This is a genomic window from Halobacillus sp. A1-3 (genome assembly GCF_050971765.1).
Taxonomy (GTDB): Bacteria; Bacillota; Bacilli; order Bacillales; family Halobacillaceae; genus Halobacillus; species Halobacillus mangrovi_B.
On sequence record NZ_JBPCEO010000001.1, the window covers coordinates 469178 to 487787 of the forward strand.

Genomic DNA, 18610 nt, shown 5'->3' on the forward strand with positions numbered 1-18610 from the left:
AAAAAGTAAACTAATCTATATTTTAATGTTTCCCTTAAAAACAGGGAAAAATGTCGAAAATTTTCCAGGCACCCTTCACTTAGAAGACCTTAATTCAAGGGATACAACTTCATCAATAAAAAAACACTGCTTCAAAGATTGCCTTCCGAAGTAATCCAATAACATTCTAACTTGTCACCCAAGTTATTTCCCGTTCACATAAAACCTTCATCCCTATTTAAAAAAATAAAGGAACTTCCTTGGTTGGAAGTTCCTTTTCTCATAAATTACTCATTCAATTGCTGATGCGCCCATGCCGCAAGCAACGCTGAACCATTTGGAAGCGCCTCCTCATCCAAATCAAAGCGAGGATGGTGAAGAGGATAGACTGCTTCCTTCGCTTCGTTTCTTACTCCCAGCCGAAAGAAGATCCCTGGAATTTCATTGGCGTAAAAGGAGAAGTCTTCGCCTCCCATGGATGGGTTTACAATTGAGAACCGGTCTGGCCCAAGGGTCTCCTCTACTGTTTTTTCAAGCCCTGGAAGCAGCGATGAATCATTGATCAATGGCGGATAAAAGTATTTGTAGTTGAACGTATAGGTCACACCAAACGCCTCACACACACCTTTGATGACCCGTTCCATTTTATCCTCCATCTGATTTCTCACATCAGGATCCAGTGTCCGAACCGTACCTCCAATTCGGACACGTGGAGCAATCGCGTTATCTGCTGTCCCGCCGTGAATCTGGCCAATGGTTAAAACGGTAGGCGCCAACGGATCTGTTTGACGGCTGACCACTTGCTGTAAAGAGCTTATGACTTCGGCACTGACAGTAATTGAATCTGCTGTCTTATGCGGATGAGCAGCATGGCCGCCCGCACCTATAATCTCAAGGTCAAAAAAGTCAGCGGCTGCACAGGCTTCTTTTTCTGTGCAAGTGACATAGCCTGTTTCCGCATCAGGATTGACGTGCAAACCAGCGATCGCCTTCATTTTAGGATTATCCAATACTCCTTCTTCAATCATCGCCTGCGCTCCGAATAACCCTTCTTCTGCAGGTTGGAAAATGAGTTTGACGCTCCCCTTTTCAGGAGGGTGGTCTTTCAATAGTTTAGCTGCTCCTAAGAGCATCGTTGTATGACCATCGTGTCCACAAAGATGGGCTTTTCCATCGATCGACGATGCATAATCTCTTTCTTTTTCATCCTGAATGGGAAGAGCATCCATATCAGCCCTCAGGCCGACTGTTTCTCCCGCTTGTTTTCCTTCTGCCATGGCTACGACTCCCGTTTTGGCAATGACCCTGGGTTCATACCCGAACTCTTTCAATTTATTTTGAACAAACTTAGAAGTTTCATATTCTTCAAAACCGGTCTCCGGATTTTGATGAAGCATCCGGCGCCACTCGGTCAATTGTTCTTGCAGTTGTTTCGCTTGCTGTAATAATAGACTCATTGGACTCACTCCTTGATGTCGAAAAGTGACAGATTACAGTGTGTCACACCTCCTCGATGTCTTGCAATTATTTTTCATATTTTTCTTACCTTTCCTTTTTTTCATTTTTTTCCCTTTTATAAGGAGCCAGGCACCCTTATAATTCAAAACTGTCTTGTTTTCATACAATTTCCAATATTTAAATGCTTTAGACAGAAAGGGAGGAAGACATCATGGAACATTTCGGCATACTTTCGTTACTGCCTTCTGTACTTGCACTGATTTTAGCGATTTGGTCCAAACGGGTCGTCCCATCGCTGCTTTTAGGAATCCTCGTAGGTACAATCATGATTGACATTCAGAACAACGGCGCCATTCACGCCTTTCTATTTTCGATCGTAAATTTATTCGGAGCGATTGCCGGTCACCCGGCTGATGCGGATGCTGGCATAAGTGGAATGGGGCTCGTCAAAGGCCCTGGACGGGCTGAGCTTGTACTGATTGTCCTCTTACTTGGTGCCTTCATTGGAGTTCTAAATAAGTCCGGCGGAGCCTACGCCTTCGGCCAATGGCTGGCGGATAAGGTCCGTGGTAAAAAAGGCGCACAGTTGTCGACCGCCGCTATGGGAAGCTCCTTGTTTACGAGTGCCTACTTCAGCTCGCTTGCGACAGGTACCGTTTTTCGTCCGATTTATGATCGAATGAATATATCAAGAGCTAAGCTTGCCTTTTTGCTCGATTCTACCGCTTCCCCTATCAATGTGCTCGTCCCCATTTCCGGCTGGGTCGCATTTATGGGAGCATTGATGGTCGATAACATTCAATCGGTGAACGATCCGATCGTCGGAATTGCAAAAACGATTCCGTATAATTTCTATAACATTATTATTCTGATCATGGTCTTCTTAGTCGCTGCAGGAAAAATTAAAGACTTTGGTCCGATGAAGCAGTCTGAACAAAAAGCGAAGGAAACAAACCGTGCTTTGCAAGAAGCAGCAGCTAGAAAAGAAGCCCCGGAAAAAGAACCGGAGAAGGAATCGACTCTTCGCGGAACTGCTTCAGATATGGTTGTCCCACTGGGCATTTCCGTTGCTTTGCTCGTAGTGCTTGGACTATGGAATTACACATTCATTTATTTCGCTGATATTCCTGAGATCCCACTCGATGGCAATAAGATGCTAATCGTCAGCTTTTCTGTCGGAATTGTCATTGCCTTTATCAAATACATCTCCAAAGGTTTGATGAGTGCCAAGGAATTTTCAAATGAACTGTATGATGGAAGTAAGTCCGTGATTTTGGGAGCCGTTATCATCATCCTTGCTGTCACACTAGGCGATGTAATGCGAGCGACCGCTCCTGAAGGGGTCGGAGCAGCTGCCTATATTTCTGAAGTGGCTTCAGGAGTCATTCCAAGCAGCATCATTCCTGTTGCCGTCTTCCTTATTTCCGGATTTGTTGCCTTCTCGATGGGAACATCCTTCGGCACTTGGGCGATTATGATGCCGATTGGAGTATCGCTCATGGTCGCAACGGGTGGCGATCCAATTCTTGCAGCCGCTGCTGTATTGTCAGGAGGAGCATTCGGAGACCACACTTCCCCGATCTCCGATACAAGTGTGATGTCTTCGATCGGTGCAGACGTCGAACATATGGAGCATATTAACACTCAGCTTCCTTATGCCCTTACCGCTGCCGGTATCGCTTCTGTGTTCTTTCTCGTTGCTGGTTTTATCATATAGTAAAAGAGTCCCTTTAGTTTCGCTTAACGCGATCTAAAGGGACTTTTTGTTTGAATCAATGTAAATATTTTCTATGAATCTAGTAAAAATCATTATTTTACGATATGAATTACGTTATCATGAAGATATAATGACTAAAAATTCTGTCAATGAGAGGGGGAAAGCATCGACGTAAGGAAAATTCAGTCCCTGGTTATCATAATACTATTAGGAGGTTTCCTCATGTTTTTATTGAAGAGAGTTATCCCTGCTTTTTTTCTGATCCTATCCCTCTTCGCTTCTACAGTATCCGCTGCACCACCAGATCACTCTCAGTATAAGAACCGATACATATCCGCTCAGCTTTTAGGCATTAATGATTTTCACGGTCAATTAGACGTATATAGAACGGTCGATGGCAGAAAGGTCGGAGGAGCTGAATACCTGGCTGCTTATCTTGAGAAATATGAAGCAGAAAATAAAAACACGCTCCTCGTTCATTCAGGTGATGTGGTTGGAGCAAGTTCACCCGTTTCCTCGCTTTTACAGGACGAGCCCACCATTGAAATTTTGAATGACATTGGTTTTGATGTAGGAACTGTTGGTAACCATGAATTTGATGAAGGCGTTGCTGAGATGAAGCGCTTGATTTACGGTGGGGAACATGAAGAGACGGGGGATTTCGAAGGAGCTTCCTTCCCTTACACTGTTGCCAATGTGAAGGATGAAGAGACAGGTGAACCGATTCTTCCGCCTTACGTTATCAAAAAAGTAAATGGCATGCCGATCGGTTTTGTTGGTGTGGTAACAACGGAGACAAAGAACATTGTGCTTCCGAGTGGTATAGAGGGAGTCGAATTTACAGATGAGACGACAGCAATTAATCAAGCTGTCAGCCAGTTAAAAGAGAAAGGCGTTGAATCCATCGTTGTTCTCGCTCACGTCCCGGCCTCCTCTGATCAAGACGGTTCCAATGCTTCCGGAGAAGTTGTTGAGTTTGCCCCAGAAATTGACGATGAGGTTGACGTCATCTTTGGAGGTCATAATCACGCATATGCAAACACCGTTGTGGATGGAAAATTGATCGTCCAGTCCTATTCTTACGGAACGGCTTTTTCTGAAGTAGATCTTATGATTGATCCGAAAACGAAAGATATTGTTGAAAAAGAAGCTTCCGTTGTTACGACCTACCATGACGGCATTGAACCAGATCAAGCTGTTAAAAACAAGGTTGAGTACTATAAGAAAGAGATCCAGGATTTGGTCGAAGAAGTGATTGCCCAGGCAGCTGAGCCTATTACGACGGAAAAAGACGAGAGCGGTGAATCAGCACTCGGCAATCTGGTAGCTGATTCCCAGCGGGCGGCCATGGACACGGATTTTGCTTTTATGAACCCGGGTGGCATCAGGGCGAACTTAGATGAAGGGCCGATTACATGGGGAGAGCTCTATACCATGCTCCCGTTTGGTAATAACCTCGTAAAAATGACCTTGACTGGCGACCAGATCCAGGCTCTGTTAGAACAACAATGGTCAGGAAGCTACGAACGTATCTTACAAATCTCAGGACTGGAATACACATGGGATAGTGCCGCTCCCGTAGGAGAAAAAGTCATGTCTATGACAGACAGTCAAGGCAACCCAATTGATCCAGACCAGGCCTATACAGTGACTGTCAATAACTTCATCGCAACAGGCGGTGACGGATTTACTGTCCTTAAGGAAGGAACCAATCAGGTGACAGGACCACTAGCTTTGGATGCGATGATTGAATATCTGGAAAGCCAGGAAGACGCTATAGAAGGACCGGCATTAGACAGAATTGAAGTGAAGTAAAGGAATAGTGGAAGCCATTGTCTCCTCCTAATGAGGCGGCAGTGGCTTTTTTTATTTATACAGAGGTTCTTGGAAGTAAAATTAGGAAGGGCTCCATGGGGTACAAGATTGTTCTCTTTTTTAAAAAATTGAATAGGCTTATGGTGGGAGTTTTTTAAGAAAGGGGTAAGCTCATGTATCCTTATGACAATAGTGACCAATTGGCATGGCAAGCGGCTAAGTATGATCTGTTATCGAATTATTATAAGTACTCGGATCCTCAAAAGCACGTGTATTATTATCAGAGACATTTCGAGTGTATGCAAAGACTGATGATGCATCAGCACGGCGGACAGATGAGAATGGCAGGGATGAACGGCCAGGCGAAAGTGCGTGTACTTCATGCCTCTCCTGATGCTCCAGCCGTCGATATTTATGTGAACGGACAGAAAATTTTAGAGGGTGTACCTTTTAAACAGCAAAGTGATTATTTAAGTGTTGCTCCAGGACAGTATCAGATTGATATCTACCCTCAAGGGGAAACGAACCAGCCTGTCTTGTCACAAAGTGTAACAGTAGAAGCAGGTAAAATGTACACCGTGGCAGCTGCAGGTAAAGTAGATAATTTGCAATTAATTACTGTGGCAGACAACACTACGGTTCCTTCAGGAAATTCGAAGGCTCGTTTCTGGCACTTATCGCCAAATGCACCAGCTGTTGATATCGCTGTAAAAGGAGGCAATGTCCTCTTCCGCAATGTTTCATTCGGAGAAGCGACCAATTATCTCACTCTGCCTCCGACTACCGCTGACCTTGAAGTAAGGGTGGCAGGAACCAATCAAGTAGCTTTAGAGATTCCTGGTGTTACGTTAAACCCTAATCAGGCTTACACAGCTGTAGCGGTAGGTTTAGCTGGAGGCCAGCCGCCGCTTGAAGCGATTTTCCTTCAACCTTGATCGGTAAAAATACAGGCAGACTGCTTGCCTGTATTTTTTCGTGCCTAAAAAATTCGATGGGAGGATTGCCCATGGCTTCTTTTGATCCTCAGAAATTATCCGTGACCTTCCTGCCTCCTGCTGATTCCAGCCAACCCCTCAGAGGAAGAAAATACACACTTACTCATTCTGACATTACAGCTGAATTGTTTTTAGATGTTGGGTATATGTTTAACAAGAAGGCAATTGATACAAAGATGAGAGATGAAGTCCTGGCTGAATGGACAATGGACGCCTGGTGTCGATTCTATCTGATAGGTCAAGCGTACGTAGATGGGGGTGAATATAGCAAAAAGCAAGCAGAAGTTCGTTTTACTATTTTTAATAAAGAAATGACAACGGCCTTAAAAGGAATGATTTACGGTGATCGCACATTCTTCTCTTTTTATCCATTCCTGCTTGACGCTCCCATTTTTATTTCCTTTCAATCGATGTTCCCGGAATTCCGTCAGGCCACCTACTTCGGGACACCAAGAAAGTATGTAAACGAAACTCTTTTGGAATGATGAGCTATGTAATTCGCCTGATCTATTCATGCATTTCTACAATGACATGTTCGATCTGATCGGGAATTTCCTGGAGGTGTCTGGATAAAAAGGACGGCTGTAAAGAAAAGTTTTCTAACTTCTCAATCGGAAGCCACTGATAAATCAGCCGTTCACCTTCTAAGCCGTGAAAAGGTTCATTTTGAAAATAGGGTTGTTCTGTCTGGAGTAAGAAATAGAATCCAAGCTCATGATAGTTCTTGTGATTATAAATGAAGAAATTTTCCGTTATCCATAAAGATTGAATCACCTCTACTTCATACCCCAACTCTTCTTTCATTTCCCTGATGATAGTATCCTCCGACTTCTCCCCGATCTCAACCCCTCCACCGGGAAGCGCCCAATATGGATCACCTTTCTGCTTATGAAAAAGGACATGGCCTTCTTCAATCAAAATACCAACCGATCGATAATTGAACCTTGTCTCCCCTGCTTCAAATCTTACATCCATATAATCGCTCCTTTCTAATTATGTAATCCTGTTTGATCATAACATAGCTATTGAGGAACTACTGCCCCCCGATATTTTCTCTTCATAAGGACATACTGAAAAGCAAATGAACTTATCCATTACTTTTCATAAAGGAGTTCCTTATGAAACACCATCACCTGGTCAAACAAGCAGTCGAACAGAAGAAAAATAAACAAATCAAAAAAGGGAATGAGACCATCAGCTGGTGGCAGCTTTCCCTTATTGGGATTGGCTCGATTATTGGAGCCGGGTTTTTCCTAGGAACAGGACTTTCGATTAAAACGGCAGGACCATCGGTACTAATAGGCTACTTCATCGCTGGTATAACAACGTATTTTGTATTCAGTGCTCTTGCAGAAATGACGGTAAACGATACCGAGACAGGCTCCTTTAGGGCCTATGCGAAGAAAGCATTTGGGCATTCAGCCGGTTTCCTATCGGGCTGGATGTATTGGTTATCTGGGCTTTTGATTATGTCCAGTGAAATTGTAGCCCTGTCGACGTTTACCCAATATTGGTTTCAGAACTTTCCTTTATGGGTGTTTTCAATTATCTATGCTTCCTTAGGCTTTGGCATCAATTTGCTTGGGGTGAAAAACTTTGGGCAAATCGAATCTCTATTTGCCATCGTAAAAGTATCCACTCTCGTTATCTTTATCGGGTTTGGAGCTTTAATTTTGTTGGGGGTTCTTGAGCCGAACGAAGCAAGCTCTTTGCAGGACAGAGGGATCAGTGAATGGTTCCCTAATGGATGGAAAGGGCTCTGGTCCGCGCTTATTTTTATTTTCTTTTCATTTGGCGGCATTGCGGTCGTCGGAGTTGCTTCTTCAGAATTAAAGCACAAGAAGAATATCACCAAGGCCGGCACAGCTTTAATTTTCACCCTCGTATCTGTCTATTTACTCTCCTTATATATCGTAGTAAATATGGTAGATTGGGAAGTCATTGACGATTCTGAGAGCCCATTTGTGACTGCATTATCAGCCTTTCATCTCCCTTATATTGATTCGATCTTTAACCTTATTATCATTAGCGCTGCTTTTTCAACCATGGTTGGTGCTCTCTTTTCAATCAGCCACGTTATGGTCTCTTTATCCGAAGACGGAGATGCTCCCAAGAAATTAAAGGAAAAAAACAGGCGGGGCGTAGCCGTAAAATCCTTACTGTTAACCGCAGGAGGACTTGCGATATCGATTCTATTTTCTTACTTGCTGCCTGACACCATGTATGAATACGTCACCACAGCCGCCGGAGTCATGCTAATCCTTAACTGGGGAATAATCCTTGCTTCCCATATAAAATTACACCCTTCATACAAAGACAAACAGAGGTTCAAAGCGTTTGGCTATCCCTATACCTCTTATTTAGGCATAGGCTTAATCTTATTAGCCATATCAGGGGCTCTCTATCACGAAAACGAACGCATCGGCCTTCTGGTTAGCGCCATCTTAATTGCGTTTATCTTCGGCACATATAAAGTAGTCTTCAGGAAGAAATGAACCTTCCTCAGGTCATCCAGATTCTGGATGACCTGAGGAGACAGAGGAGCTCAAGTCTTGTCTCAAGCAGATGTGACACAATCAATCAATACAATGAGTGTGTGCATCCAAAGCGGCATGACCATCGATGAACTCGGTTTTGTCGATTTCTTTTTCCAGCCTCACTTCAATCAGCCTTGGAATTTTATAAATAAAGCAGGCTTGCAAGCCGCTCAGTAATAACCAGAAACCTCCTGGTCACTTAACAGGAGGTTTCTGTCATTAAAAAATCCCCCTTTCGGATCGGGGTACCGATCCAAAAGGGGATGATTTGGGGGTCATCTCCGTTTTTTCAGCTTCTTATACGATTTCGTCTTCCTCAAGTGTTTCCCTAATTCATCCAGTGGAATTACATCGACAAAGCGATCCTTATCAAACATCTCAGCGAAGGCATGTTCATGGGCTAACGGCTTTCTTTTTACAGTGTGACCAGCCTCTAATTCCGGCATGGAACCCACCTCCAAGGTTTGATGATTCTTTTTTTACCACCAGATGAACGGTCTGAAACCAAGAGATCGGCTAGATTGATTCTGTACTATATCCTATGAACAGCCAGTCAAAATTATGAGTACAAATTATACACGGCTTGCAATATGGTGCACTCGCTCAATAACCTCACGTATATCGCCATGCGATACATCATAATTCGTAACAAATCGAACCACCTTCGGACCGAATGGGACCGCAAGAACGCCTTCTTGTTTTAGCTGAACTAAAAATTTTTCAACACTCAGATTCAATCCTTCTACGTTGACGAGAATAATATTTGTTTCCACTTTTCCTTCAATTTCGATCCCGCTCACGTTCCCTAAACCTTCTGCGAGAATCTTAACTTTGTCATGATCCTCTGCCAATCGATCCACCATTTCAGTTAAGGCAATCAGCCCTGGGGCCGCTATCATTCCGACCTGGCGCAGCCCTCCTCCGAGCCGTTTTCTCCACTTTCGAGCTTTACGAACGAAATCAGCTGATCCAGCGATGACGGACCCTATAGGAGCGCCCAACCCTTTTGATAAACAAAACTGGACAGTATCCACTTGATCCGCAAAGCGCTTAACCGATATTCCACTAGCAACGGAAGCATTAAACAAGCGTGCTCCGTCTAAATGAACAGGAATCCCTTGCTCCCTTGCGACTTCGTAGATGGCCTGCATGTTCTCTAGTGGCACAACCGCTCCGCCAGCTTTGTTATGAGTATTTTCCACACAAATGAGTCCGGTCTCTGGAAAATGAATATCATCCGGACGTATCGCTTGGCGCACATCTTCAGGATCCATTGCTCCGCGATCTCCCTCGATCGTCCTTGGCTGCACACCGGCTAGTGCGGACATGGAAGCACCTTCGTATAGAAAAATATGCGAGTTCGCTTCCAAAAGGACCTCATCACCAGGGTTACAGTGGGTGAGCCCGGCAATTTGGTTGCCCTGTGTGCCGCTTGTTACAAACAGCGCCGCTTCTTTTCCGAGCATCTCAGCTGCTGTAAATTCCAATCGTTTCACAGTCGGATCCTCCTCGTAAACATCATCTCCTACTTCAGCTTCAAAGGCCGCTTGACGCATTTCTCTTGTAGGCTTCGTCACCGTATCACTTCGTAAATCGATCATATGTATCTCCTCCTCATGATTAACTTTATTGTACGGAATAAAAGAAACAATGAAAATGATTTGACCCTCCATCGACTCCCATAAATTCACTCTTATAAAAAGCTTGCCGTAAAACGCTTGCAAATGCGATACTGGGATACATTAATCAGATAAAGCTTTATAAAGAAAGGGAATCAATGTGGAGACAATCACTGCACTTTTTCAAAATATAAATAGTTTCTTATGGGGACCCGTCATGCTTGTGTTCTTGCTTGGTACGGGTGTGTGGCTGACGCTACAGCTCCGGTTCATCCAAGTCCGCCATTTAGGAAAAGGATTCAAGCTCACGTTCGCACCCTTGTTTAAAAAAGAAAAATCCGAGGGAATTAATTCCTTCAAAGCTCTGGCGACTTCCATTTCGGCTCAGGTCGGAACAGGAAACCTTGCAGGTGTGGCCACAGCCATTGCTTCCGGGGGTCCTGGCGCGATTTTTTGGATGTGGATCAGTTCTTTTTTCGGAATGGCGACGATCTTCTCAGAAGCGATATTGGCACAAAAGTATCGTGTGAAGAAAGGAAGCCAGTTCGTTGGCGGACCGGCTTATTATATAAGGGACGGTCTTGGCAGCCGATGGTTAGCTGGTTTTTTCGCTATCGCCATCATCATTGCTTTAGGCTTTATTGGGAACATGGTCCAGTCGAACGCCATTACAGTGGCGATGAACCAGGCGATGGGAGTTGATTCGCTGTCGATCAACCTTGTGATCGGAGTAATCATCGCCTTTTTCGTTGGATTGATCTTATTCGGAGGGATTAGTCGGATTTCAAACTTTGCCGGTAATGTGGTGCCGTTTATGGCACTTCTTTATATTGGCGGAAGCTTGATTATTCTTGTGTCTTACGCCGATCAAATCATTCCGACGCTCCAATTGATCGTACAATCTGCCATCAGCCCAGAAGCTGCGGCAGGTGGAGCGCTTGGCGCTACGATTAAAGAAGCAATCCGCTACGGAATTGCCCGTGGTTTGTTCTCTAACGAAGCAGGCATGGGGTCAACACCGCATGCACATGCGGTTGCTGAGGTTAAACACCCTACGAATCAAGGACTCGTAGCCATGGTCGGGGTATTTATTGATACGGTGATTATTTGTACGCTTACTGCTATGGTCGTCCTGCTTACCAACGCCCATCAATCCGGCCTTGAAGGAAGTGCGATCACTCAGGAAGGCTTCGCCCGCGGCCTTGGATCCTTCGGCATTCCGTTCATTGCCATTTGTTTATTGTTCTTTGCCTTTACAACAATTTTAGGATGGGCGTATTTCGGTGAAGTAAACGTCAAATTCTTGTTCGGAGATCAGGCTGTAGGCATTTATCGAAGCGTGGTTCTTCTCTTTATCGTAACAGGTTCTCTTGTACAGGTTGATTTTGTATGGGAAATCGCAGATACCTTCAATGCCTTGATGGTCATCCCGAACATCTTGGCCCTTTTAGGATTAACAAAGATGATTAAATCAACTTGGCAAGAGACTCTATAAGCACAAAAGTACTGAATCAATGCTGCAAATGTTCTCCTTAAAAATAAATTCTTAAATAAGCAACAAAACGGTCCGGAATTTTTTTCGGACCGTTTTTTATATTTTTAATATAAAAGAATAGGTCAAATGGATAACAAAAGCCTGTGCAGGTATAAGGAGACCTGAAGAGTTATACACACGTGAACTTTATATTTTCTGCCACTGCAGGATTTGCAAAGAAAATGATTAAAGACGTGAAGCGATTGAAAATGCATCTAGAAACAGGATTTATACTATTAAACGGTGGAATGACTACACCCGCTATTATAAGAAAAGTTTCGTATTTCCCCGGTACAACGAGGCGTAAAAATAAACTTTCGAATGTCGTTATTGAAAGGCGCTCATATGTACGGATTTTGTGTCGATCCATTCCGAATAAGAATGATTCTAAGATTTACAGAGGAAATATAAACTTTACGAAACCCTTATTTTTCTAGGAAAAAAGGTTATACACATGTGGAAAAACAAACTAACGTTTTTAGTTACCCACACTATCCACAGACTTATGCACAACTATTGTTAATTTTCTAATATTCACAAGTTATCCCGCTCTATGAACAGGTTATCCACATCTGGTGTCCACATATGCACAAAACCCCTGGACTATATGGTGGCGAACATAAATTCTACTACCATATATGCTATTTATCCAGAGGGATATACACAGCTTGTGGATATTAATATTGTACAAAAAATAGTGCACATAGAAGAAGAGGAGATCTATTTTGAAATTAGAACTCCTCTTTTTACATTACTCCTGTGAACCTAAGGTTAACGTTACTGTATTCTTTTCGCCGTCACGGTAATAAGTAATTTCCATTTCATCGCCTGGATTTTTCTCGTTGTATAAATACTTACGCAGGTCAATGATATCTTCAACTTTTTGTCCATCCAACTGTGTGATAACATCCAGCGGTTTCAGTCCTGCTTTCGCAGCTGGAGACATCTGTCTTAGGCTTCGAATGTATAAACCGCCTTCTACTTCTTCAGGCAGGTTCAAGGTATTTTCCCACTCAGAAGTTGGGACTTCATTCAATCCATAAGCTTCAATTCCGATGTAAGGACGGTTGACCTGGCCATATTGCTCAAGTTCGTTGATAATTGGCATCGCCGAATCAATCGGTATAGAGAATCCAATACCTTCGACTGCCGATTGGGCAATTTTCATGGAGTTGATCCCAATGAGTTGACCATCAATATTGATCAAAGCTCCTCCACTGTTTCCTGGGTTAATCGCGGCGTCGGTTTGAATAACCTCTGCCTGCCAGTCTTCCAGTCCATCTCCATTAAAGTCCTGAGGAATGGCGCGCTGTTTTCCACTGATAATTCCTTGAGTAACGGATCCTGAGAAGCGTAATCCCAGCGGGTTACCGATAGCGATAGCCGGTTCCCCCACCTTAAGGTTTTCAGAGCTTCCAATCTCAGCAACACTGTCTACTTGTTCTCCAGACATCTTAAGTACGGCTAAATCTGTAAATATGTCACTTCCAACAAGCTTTGCTTTGATTCTCGTCTCGTCCGCTAAGACGACTTCGATCTCGTTTGCTCCTTCTATGACGTGGTTGTTGGTAACAACATAAGCCGTCCCGTCTTCTTTTTTATATATGACACCAGAACCTACACCTGCTTGCTGGGAATCTCCATTCTCTTCCCAAAAGTTCTGCTGGGACTGAAGATTGACAACACCTACAACAGATGGAGTGACTTTCTCAACGACGTCTGTGATCTGAGTTTTAACATCGAGTTCGACATTCTTGGTCGTATTCCCTGTAAGTCCCTGATCATCCTGAACAAGGCCGCTTTCATCCTCAGGAATGGTAATTTCATAAGGCAGCAGCTCGGTTTGTACGAGTGCGGGTAGCGCTAATAAGACGATAACAGCACCGAGGATGACGCCCACAATGGTAGGCATGACCCAGCGTCGCCGCTGTTTATGCTGCTGGGTGGCATTAGAATGATCATCATAATAACCCACGCATCTTCACCTGTCCTTTCGTTCGTAAAATATCTACTTAGATATTGTTTCCTGTTTTCTAAGAAAATAAAACTCTTTAAACTTCGAACATCGGTGTAGCTTCTTCAGGATCTGTATCATGAAGCTGAATGCGTGATCCCAGCGCAAATCCTCTCTCTTGAAGGATGTTCGATACAGACATGCGTGCGAGATCCTTCATATTGTTATCAAGACTTAAGTGTGCTAAATAAATTCGTTTTGTCCGATCCGTTAAAATATCGGTAAGTGCAAGAGCACAATCTTCATTCGATACGTGACCGGAGTCACCAAGAATTCTACGTTTCACGTTCCACGGATACCTTCCCATTCGAAGCATGCTCACGTCGTGATTGGACTCAAAGATATAAGCATCCGCGTCTTCCACCGTCTTTTTGATCCGTTCAGATACATAGCCTAGGTCGGTAACTAACGCGACTTTTTTTCCTTCATGCCGGAACGTATAGAACATAGGATCAGCCGCATCATGGGAAACAGCGAAGGACTCTATATCCAAATCTCCAAATGATCTTGTTTCTTCCATATTGAAATGAAACTTCTGATCAAGAGAGATTTTTCCGATATGGTTTTCCATCGCCTTCCACGTTTTTTCATTGGCGTATATCGGGAGGTTGTATCGGCGCGCCATGATCCCTAAACCTTTAATATGATCGCTATGTTCATGAGTAACTAAAATACGCGACAGCTCATTCGGATCGACATTAACTTGTCCCAGTAATTTCTCCATCCGTTTACCGCTTAACCCCGCGTCTACAAGAATCTTTTCATCCCCAGATTCTATATAGAAAGCATTTCCAGTACTGCCTGATGCAAGTACACTAAAACGTAATGACATTCGTTTGACACTCCATTTAATTGGTTTCTCCAGAACTCTCTTCACTATTTTCATTTTCTGATTCAGGAGTTGGTTCTGCTGAATCAGTCATTTCATAGGACTCTTTAGCCGTTTGAATGAAATTCTCCTCATCTACAGGAAAAATCTTCCCGTCAATCGCATACACAAAATGGTTTTCTTCCCCATTAACCGTTACCTTCCACGTTGGTCCGAACACCTGAGGTCCGTTCTCCTCACCTGGAGAGAGTGTGAAGCTGTTTAGATACCCGATATTCATTGAAGTTATTTCATCCCCTGCTTCAATTATACCTTCATCTAACAGACGTTTAACGGTCGTCATAGGAGAAATTAATGACGTTTCACTCTCATCTTCTTCATCCTCAAAGGATAATAAAGTTGCGACATATTCTGTCATTTTATCATCTTCAACTTTAACCATTAAAAATCCACTTCGATTAAAATAAACCGTACGATCATTCGTTTTCTGAAAAAAGAGTAAAACGTTCTGCTCCTTATTCCATCCCCAATAAGAGTACTGGTTACTAAAAGGGACTAATTCTTCCACTTTTTCAATGACGTTGTCTTCAGTAAATTCTACAGGTTCTTTCAAAGTTGCTTTTAAGACATTATCTCTTACATAATTGATTTCCTGAGCTCCTTCCTCTTCCAAGGCTTTAATATCAGATAAAACTTCCTCTGAGAATTCGCTCTGGGTAGTCGTAACATTTGGTACCATCGGAACTTCCGGTGGGATGTCTTCAGAAAGAGTAATGTTATTGTTCTCAAGCTCTTGCTGAACGGTATTCCCAGTTGTTGTACTTTGAGGTAACTCGGTTTGTTCTTGTTTACTCAGGAATTGCTGTAGAAGAAAGAGATCGAGAATGAGAAAGCTTAGAATGAATAATAATTTGATTTGCCCCCACTGCATGATCTTAGCCTCCTCATTTACGATACTTCTTTATTTTGAGTAATTTCTCCACGAAATAACGACGTCCATTCTCCGTCGACCTTAATATACCACTGTGGCAGCAAACTGTAAGCTAGCCGCATACTTTGTTCTGTTAAGCTGTATCCAACTTGAATATCGTCAATATCATCTATAGCGATGCCACTTTCTTTAATTTTACTAATGACTTGTTCTCCAGACTCTATGGTTACAGAGGAATCTTCACCATTTTCATAGGGAACAGGAAAGAACGAGACTAACGGCCGAATATATTCTTGAATTGAACTGCCTTCATACTTCAATGATATTGTCGATAAACCTGACTCTTCATAAATGGGTATCCCATTATAATACATGCGGTACCTGACTGTATCTTTATTTGCCAAAATGTTTTCAAGACGGAAAGGGTTCGTCCATCCAAAATGGTTGTTCATATCGTTGACACTTTTATTAAACAGCTCATATTGGGTCCAATATGGGGATTGGTTCGTAATTTTATATTGGTACTTCATCATTCGTTCATCGTTATAAACATCAAGCACTCGAAAAGTTTCTACATATCTGCGATCAACAGAGTCTGAGTATGATTGTCTAATTGTTGAGCTCGCCGGAAACAGAAAATTCTGCAACGGTGTTAATGGCACATTATTTGTCTGTAACACTTCTGTAGGGTAAGAGGTTTTATCAGCCGGCAGGTAAATGTGATTATACTGAGTGGAATCTGTGCCTCCACTCCAATCACCCAAGCGAAAATGACTGACCATTTCATGATTGTCTACTTCATTAAAAAGCTGGGTAGCTGCCTCTTCAGAAAGCGAAGCACTCACCTTTGTCGGATTCACGTCTTCACCCGTGTCCATGATGTAAACCATATATGGAGATACAGACTCTGAGTCATGTTCATGAACCACAAATATACGATCAAATAAAGCGTCTTCTTGGGGTAGATCCTCTTTAATGGAGAAAATATTATTCAGCACTTCAAGCGGAAGCTCGGACGGAAAGATGATTTCAGCGGCTCTATCCCCTTCTCCAAGTTCGGGAGGTGAGGGATTATCATTGATATTTACTAATGCCCATTGTTTCATTTTCTCGTAAAGTTGGGAACGATCGTTAGGATCTGCATAAGAATAATAGGATCCTTGAGTTTGGTACACGACCTTAGCTGGCTCAACAAGGTTCGGAATTTCAACTTGTTCTCCACCCGCCTTTTCCAGCGTCGTTGGACCAATGTCTTTATTTTCATCTGCTTGGTTGAAATTCGGCTGATAATTCCATAATGCGACAGTTAACAACAAACTGAAGGCAATCAATATGACTAAAATGACGGACTTCATAGTTTCTATATTCACGATTGACCCCTCCGCTTCTGACTCATTAGCGGTAGTGTAAAGTAAACGGTAGTTCCTTTACCCTCTTTACTTCTTGCCCAGATTTTCCCGTGATGGGCTTCAATCATTTCCCGGGCAATAGCGAGACCAAGTCCAGTTCCGCCCATTTCTCTTGCCCTTGATTTATCCACGCGGTAAAAACGATCAAAGATTTTATCAACGGTATCCGCAGGCATTCCAATCCCCTCATCTGATACACTCACCACAAGCTGTTTCCTTGTAGAGTGCACGTCAAAGCGAACTGTACCACCTTCTGGGGAGTACTTGATGGCATTAGAAATTACGTTATCTAACACTTGCGTAATTTTATCTTTATCCATCCACACATACATGTTCCGGGTATCTAAGTTACGTTCAAAGGTCATCTTTTCATCTTTATTCATTTCAAAACGGTCAATGATATGGTTGAAGAATCCGATAAATTCGACCCGCTCTTTCATTAAGGTAGTCTCTTTGTGATCCATCTTTGTCAGCTGTAAGAGATCATTCACTAGACGGATCATCCGATCAGTTTCATTTTGCGTAACATCTAAAAATCGGGGGGCGATATCTTCGTCTCTCCAGGCCCCATCGTTTAGCGCCTCAATGTAGCTTCTCATCGTCGTTAGCGGAGTACGAAGCTCATGCGATACGTTCGATACGAACTCTCGACGCTCTTGTTCGACTTTTTCTTCCTCTGTAACATCACTGATTACAGTGATAAACCCATTCATTTCATTATTTTCATCTTCAACGACAGAGAAATTGGCCTTTAATAACAAGTGCTTATCTTCGGTGCTTAAATCAATAATCAAAGAGCCGGTCTCCTCCAGTTCACTCATTTCTTCAACTTGATCGTTCAAATCAAAAAGATCGATGAGTGATTGCCCCTGGACATCCTCAAAATTCTGACCAATCAGCCTTGCAGCGGGTTCGTTCATTAATATGATCGCCCCAAGCCGGTCGGTAGCGATGACACCATCTGACATATTCGACAAAACAGAACTTAATTTCCGCCGCTCGCCTTCTGTTGTAGCCTGGGCTAATTTCAATTTATCGTTCAAATCATTGAAGGTGATCCCAAGCTGGCCAATCTCGTCATTTCCTTTTACATCAACTTTTTGTGAAAAGTCACCAGTGGCCATAATTTGAGCCTGTCTTTTCATCTCTGTCAGCGGCTTTGTAATCGTTCGAGCTACAAGAATACCTAATAAAGCGGTTACGGCAATAGCAAGCAGTGTTCCATTAGCAAAAATCCGATTAATCGATTGCATTTGATTGTAAATACCGTCCATCTGCGCTTCATAATTAAGCACACCTACGATATTACCTTCTTCATCTATAATTGGTTTGGCGCCGACATATAAGCGTTCACCATCGGAAGTGACAGGCTGAGGCTGTGATTCTCCAAGAATGAACACTTTCGTAATCCTAGACTCCGTTACCTTTTTTCCGATGGCGGACTGATCGCTTATATTAGCAATGATGCTCTGTGAACTATCAATAACCTGAAGCTTACTAATATCCGTCTTATTAAATTCTTCAAGAAGATTCTGCACCTCTGCTTCAAGGGTTGGCGTATCTTCCCCTCGCTCTGCTGTAAAAGCATTCTGCAAACTGAATGTCAATGATTCTACACGGTCATCGATAGAGGTCGTAAAGTTGGTTGTCAGCTGATCTTCTAATTTCTCAACAAAATAGGCACCAATGACTTGGATGCCTAATAACATAAGTAAAATGTACACAACAATAAGTTTCAGCCGGACCGACTGAAAAAAGCCAACCTTTTTCATA

Annotated in this window: 15 protein-coding genes and 1 pseudogene; 7 read left to right on the top strand and 9 right to left on the bottom strand. The window is 43.0% G+C overall.

Annotation, left to right across the window (positions count from 1 at the left end; genetic code table 11):
• Window positions 1-266: 266 nt before the first annotated feature.
• A complete protein-coding gene (locus ACRYKC_RS02195) occupies window positions 267-1436 on the bottom strand; it encodes a M20 metallopeptidase family protein (protein ID WP_433805018.1) in 1170 nt (389 codons plus the stop codon).
• 212 nt (window positions 1437-1648) lie between these two features.
• Between ACRYKC_RS02195 and ACRYKC_RS02200 the strand changes: the two genes are divergently transcribed.
• The 4 genes from ACRYKC_RS02200 (at window position 1649) to ACRYKC_RS02215 (ending at window position 6449) form a co-directional block, all read left to right on the top strand.
• Entirely contained in the window at window positions 1649-3154 is a 1506-nt protein-coding gene (locus tag ACRYKC_RS02200) for a Na+/H+ antiporter NhaC family protein (protein ID WP_433805019.1), read from the top strand.
• 222 nt (window positions 3155-3376) lie between these two features.
• On the top strand, window positions 3377-4969 hold the full coding sequence (locus ACRYKC_RS02205) for a bifunctional metallophosphatase/5'-nucleotidase (protein ID WP_433805021.1): 1593 nt from the start codon (window positions 3377-3379) through the stop codon (window positions 4967-4969).
• Window positions 4970-5142: 173 nt separating this feature from the next.
• Complete coding sequence (locus ACRYKC_RS02210) at window positions 5143-5904, top strand: DUF4397 domain-containing protein (RefSeq protein WP_433805022.1); 762 nt, start codon at window positions 5143-5145, stop codon at window positions 5902-5904.
• A gap of 71 nt (window positions 5905-5975) precedes the next feature.
• Window positions 5976-6449: a staygreen family protein gene (locus ACRYKC_RS02215; protein ID WP_433805023.1), complete on the top strand. Its 474-nt coding sequence runs from the start codon at window positions 5976-5978 to the stop codon at window positions 6447-6449.
• A gap of 22 nt (window positions 6450-6471) precedes the next feature.
• Here ACRYKC_RS02215 and ACRYKC_RS02220 read toward each other — a convergent pair whose 3' ends face one another.
• A complete protein-coding gene (locus ACRYKC_RS02220; protein WP_433805024.1) occupies window positions 6472-6939 on the bottom strand; it encodes an NUDIX hydrolase in 468 nt (155 codons plus the stop codon).
• A 143-nt stretch (window positions 6940-7082) separates the two neighbouring features.
• Here ACRYKC_RS02220 and ACRYKC_RS02225 point away from each other — a divergent pair, with 143 nt between their 5' ends.
• Complete coding sequence (locus ACRYKC_RS02225) at window positions 7083-8459, top strand: amino acid permease (protein WP_433805025.1); 1377 nt, start codon at window positions 7083-7085, stop codon at window positions 8457-8459.
• A gap of 45 nt (window positions 8460-8504) precedes the next feature.
• Window positions 8505-8678 (top strand): annotated as a pseudogene (locus ACRYKC_RS02230) (NADH oxidase); the annotation flags it as partial.
• A 98-nt stretch (window positions 8679-8776) separates the two neighbouring features.
• On the opposite strand, the gene ACRYKC_RS02235 reads toward ACRYKC_RS02230, so the two are convergent.
• Window positions 8777-8947 carry a hypothetical protein gene (locus ACRYKC_RS02235; RefSeq protein ID WP_157130737.1) on the bottom strand — a complete coding sequence of 57 codons (171 nt, stop codon included), beginning with the start codon at window positions 8945-8947 and terminating at the stop codon, window positions 8777-8779.
• 126 nt (window positions 8948-9073) lie between these two features.
• Window positions 9074-10102, bottom strand: a complete 1029-nt coding sequence (gene ltaE, locus ACRYKC_RS02240; RefSeq protein ID WP_433805026.1) for a low-specificity L-threonine aldolase — start codon at window positions 10100-10102, stop codon at window positions 9074-9076.
• A 178-nt stretch (window positions 10103-10280) separates the two neighbouring features.
• Here ltaE and ACRYKC_RS02245 point away from each other — a divergent pair, with 178 nt between their 5' ends.
• Complete coding sequence (locus ACRYKC_RS02245; protein ID WP_433805027.1) at window positions 10281-11615, top strand: alanine/glycine:cation symporter family protein; 1335 nt, start codon at window positions 10281-10283, stop codon at window positions 11613-11615.
• 790 nt (window positions 11616-12405) lie between these two features.
• Here ACRYKC_RS02245 and ACRYKC_RS02250 read toward each other — a convergent pair.
• From ACRYKC_RS02250 to walK, 5 genes are all read right to left on the bottom strand, one after another.
• Window positions 12406-13629: a S1C family serine protease gene (locus ACRYKC_RS02250; protein WP_433805028.1), complete on the bottom strand. Its 1224-nt coding sequence runs from the start codon at window positions 13627-13629 to the stop codon at window positions 12406-12408.
• Window positions 13630-13705: 76 nt separating this feature from the next.
• A complete protein-coding gene (locus tag ACRYKC_RS02255; protein WP_433805029.1) occupies window positions 13706-14500 on the bottom strand; it encodes an MBL fold metallo-hydrolase in 795 nt (264 codons plus the stop codon).
• A gap of 16 nt (window positions 14501-14516) precedes the next feature.
• Window positions 14517-15428 (bottom strand): two-component system regulatory protein YycI, encoded by a 912-nt coding sequence (locus tag ACRYKC_RS02260; RefSeq protein WP_433805030.1) that lies wholly within the window; start codon window positions 15426-15428, stop codon window positions 14517-14519.
• Between the two features lie 17 nt (window positions 15429-15445).
• Window positions 15446-16798 carry a YycH family regulatory protein gene (locus ACRYKC_RS02265; RefSeq protein ID WP_433805031.1) on the bottom strand — a complete coding sequence of 451 codons (1353 nt, stop codon included), beginning with the start codon at window positions 16796-16798 and terminating at the stop codon, window positions 15446-15448.
• The gene (gene walK, locus ACRYKC_RS02270) at window positions 16795-18609 is read right to left on the bottom strand and encodes a cell wall metabolism sensor histidine kinase WalK (protein ID WP_433805032.1); all 1815 of its coding nucleotides are present in this window, start codon (window positions 18607-18609) and stop codon (window positions 16795-16797) included. Before walK ends, ACRYKC_RS02265 begins: the two co-directional genes overlap by 4 nt.
• Window position 18610: the final 1 nt, after the last annotated feature.

Coding starts and splice junctions, on each gene's coding strand:
- ACRYKC_RS02195 (WP_433805018.1), bottom strand. CDS start 1,436: ATGAGTCTATTATTACAGCAAGCGAAACAACTGCAAGAACAATTGACC.
- ACRYKC_RS02200 (WP_433805019.1), top strand. CDS start 1,649: ATGGAACATTTCGGCATACTTTCGTTACTGCCTTCTGTACTTGCACTG.
- ACRYKC_RS02205 (WP_433805021.1), top strand. CDS start 3,377: ATGTTTTTATTGAAGAGAGTTATCCCTGCTTTTTTTCTGATCCTATCC.
- ACRYKC_RS02210 (WP_433805022.1), top strand. CDS start 5,143: ATGTATCCTTATGACAATAGTGACCAATTGGCATGGCAAGCGGCTAAG.
- ACRYKC_RS02215 (WP_433805023.1), top strand. CDS start 5,976: ATGGCTTCTTTTGATCCTCAGAAATTATCCGTGACCTTCCTGCCTCCT.
- ACRYKC_RS02220 (WP_433805024.1), bottom strand. CDS start 6,939: ATGGATGTAAGATTTGAAGCAGGGGAGACAAGGTTCAATTATCGATCG.
- ACRYKC_RS02225 (WP_433805025.1), top strand. CDS start 7,083: ATGAAACACCATCACCTGGTCAAACAAGCAGTCGAACAGAAGAAAAAT.
- ACRYKC_RS02235 (WP_157130737.1), bottom strand. CDS start 8,947: ATGCCGGAATTAGAGGCTGGTCACACTGTAAAAAGAAAGCCGTTAGCC.
- ltaE (WP_433805026.1), bottom strand. CDS start 10,102: ATGATCGATTTACGAAGTGATACGGTGACGAAGCCTACAAGAGAAATG.
- ACRYKC_RS02255 (WP_433805029.1), bottom strand. CDS start 14,500: ATGTCATTACGTTTTAGTGTACTTGCATCAGGCAGTACTGGAAATGCT.
- ACRYKC_RS02260 (WP_433805030.1), bottom strand. CDS start 15,428: ATGCAGTGGGGGCAAATCAAATTATTATTCATTCTAAGCTTTCTCATT.
- walK (WP_433805032.1), bottom strand. CDS start 18,609: ATGAAAAAGGTTGGCTTTTTTCAGTCGGTCCGGCTGAAACTTATTGTT.